The organism is Ornithinibacillus proteolyticus (assembly GCF_039581225.1).
Classification (GTDB): domain Bacteria; phylum Bacillota; class Bacilli; order Bacillales; family Amphibacillaceae; genus Ornithinibacillus; species Ornithinibacillus massiliensis.
The window spans coordinates 1-2492 of sequence record NZ_JBCPXV010000103.1 but is presented as its reverse complement, the minus strand read 5'-3'; the positions used below and the strand labels follow the sequence as shown (position 1 = coordinate 2492).

Annotated in this window: 2 protein-coding genes; both read right to left on the bottom strand. The window is 36.7% G+C overall.

What is annotated here, in order from left to right; translation table 11 throughout:
- Window positions 1-165: 165 nt before the first annotated feature.
- Window positions 166-1617 carry an NADP-dependent glyceraldehyde-3-phosphate dehydrogenase gene (locus tag AAIB49_RS19730; RefSeq protein WP_343459052.1) on the bottom strand — a complete coding sequence of 484 codons (1452 nt, stop codon included), beginning with the start codon at window positions 1615-1617 and terminating at the stop codon, window positions 166-168.
- 258 nt (window positions 1618-1875) lie between these two features.
- Window positions 1876-2361, bottom strand: coding sequence for a hypothetical protein (locus AAIB49_RS19725; RefSeq protein WP_343459051.1), 486 nt, complete (start codon window positions 2359-2361; stop codon window positions 1876-1878).
- Window positions 2362-2492 lie beyond the last annotated feature (131 nt).

Sequence of the window (2492 nt, the reverse complement as noted above, 5' to 3'; positions counted from 1 at the left end):
ATTTGATGTAGTGGTCGGGAAACCAACTATATCTTATCACGAAGAGAGGCCTTTTTTAATTTTAATACCACGCTATAAGCTCTCCGGAACCCCCGGCATAGCCAGGGGTTTTCAAATGACACAAAAAGACCAGGGGATTTTCCCTGGTCTTGGTTCACCTTAGAATTATTCTACTATATTTAATACAGTAACTTTTTCCTGTGTCATTGATTCTAAGCTCTTACGGATACCTTGTGCTCCCATACCAGACCCTTTAACACCAATGAATGGGAAGTGGTCTGGGCCACGTTCAGTACGACCATTGATTTGAACAGAGCCTGCTTCAATTCGGTTAGCAATAGCAAATGCTCGATTAATATCCTTCGTAAAGACACTTGCCTGTAAACCAAATTCGGATTCATTTGCAATACGGATTGCTTCTTCATCAGAAGAAACACGTATAATTGGAAGAATTGGGCCGAATGGCTCTTCCCAAGCAACTTCCATTTCTTCTGTCACTTGATCTAGTAAGGTTGGATAAATTAAATTACCCTCTCTTTTATTCCCCGCTACTACTGTTGCTCCCTTTTCTACAGCATCATCCACCAAATGCTGAACGAAATCTGCTGATTTATCATTGATTAATGGAACAATTACATTATTTTCTTCCGGAGATCCTACTGATAGCTTTTCAACTTGCTCTTTTAACAAAGCAACAAGCTCATCCGCTACACTATCATGAACTAATACACGTTTGATTGCTGTACAACGTTGTCCTGAGTAAGAAAAAGCTCCACTAATAATATGCTTTGCAGCTTCCTGTAAATCGGCATCTTCTCGAACAATTCCAGGGTCTTTTCCACCTAGTTCAAGCACTAATGGAACCATATTTGCTTTTTTAGCAAGCTGTACACCAGTGTTTGTTCCACCAGTAAAGGAAATCATGTTTATTCCCTTATGCTCCACTAAATAATCACCAATTACGGATCCACGGCCAGTTACTAATCCTAATAAACCTTTAGGCAATCCAGCTTTATCTAGGGCTTCAATCATCTTAGTACCACTTAGAGCACCCTGTGTAGCTGGTTTAAAGACAACTGCATTTCCAGCCATTAATGCTGGTGCAATTTTAGCAGCTGATAGATTTACAGGATAATTAAACGGAGAAATTGCAAGAACAACACCACGTGGAACACGGTTTATAATTGCAATCTTCGACTTAGATCCTCCTGGAAAACTGTCTCCCAACATACTTTCACCATGCATATGAAGCGCTTCTTCAACTGTATAGCGGATAAAGTCAGCTGTACGTACTACCTCTTTCTTAGCATCGTTAGCGCCTTTTCCAACTTCTTTCATGATAATTTCTGCAAGTTCATCTTGCATATTGACTAATTCATCAGCCCATCTATATAAGTATTTCGCACGATCCTGTAGTGAGACCTCTGCCCAATCTTTTTGAGCTGCTTGAGCGAAACTAATTATTTCATCGACTTCATCTTGTGTTATCGATTGAACTTTACCTAATGTTTCTGGAAGATACGGGGACTGTATATCAATAGTCTGCCCGGAACTACTTTCTCTCCATTCACCATTTATATAAAACTTATACGTTGGTAGTTTTGTCTTTGATGTCATAATAATCTCCTATCTTATTTAGTATCTAGTTTGTGTATTTCGGGTAAGACAGTTTAAAAGGAATGTTTACTATTATATAGAGAGAAACGTATTTATACTAAATAATATGCTCACTTTCAAACATATTAATGAGCAAAGCTTGCAGAAAATTACTTAGCTTATAGTAATTTATGACAATCACAAAAGAAGAATAAGATTATGCAACAAAAGAAAAAGGCGATTTCATCTTAACCACCTTGTTTGTTCATCACACCTTATTTAATCGTTATATTTGTTTTTCCATTCCTCTAACCAATCTGAATGATCTCCTTTTACTTCTTCCACGGTCTTACCATCCAAAGAATAGGGGGAACCTACTTCATCATGATTCTTTGAAATTGGGGAGGACCAACCGCCAATTACTTCATTATCAATTAACCAAGCCGTCACCTTCGTTTTCCCCATTTCATAGATGTTATCTAATGGATGGTTTTCTACGATAAATGTCACAGTATTTATTTCCTTATCAAAATATTCATCAGGTTCCATATATTGAACAGACCAAAATTCTAGGTTAGGGGAAGTAAATAGATCCTTTCTTTTAAATTCCTGACTACTCTCTCCCTCAAAGGAAATAACTTGATAACCGCTCTGTTCCAAATGGCTTTTGGCAATGTTAGCATTCTCAGTTAATTTTATTTCTTTTTCAGTACACCCGCTAACAACTAATAGTAACGTTACAATTAAAAATAGATACTTTTTCATACCTTATCCCTCCCTCAATAAAGTTAATTTTTCTTCCAAATACTCGCGTATTCTCAATATTTTATAAACACTAGTTAGTTGACACACCTTATAGATAGTTAAAAATTGAAAGTAATTCAATTTATTTACAG

Bases quoted from the DNA above. Each gene is read 5' to 3' on its own strand.
- AAIB49_RS19730 (WP_343459052.1), bottom strand. From the start codon at position 1,617: ATGACATCAAAGACAAAACTACCAACGTATAAGTTTTATATAAATGGT.
- AAIB49_RS19725 (WP_343459051.1), bottom strand. From the start codon at position 2,361: ATGAAAAAGTATCTATTTTTAATTGTAACGTTACTATTAGTTGTTAGC.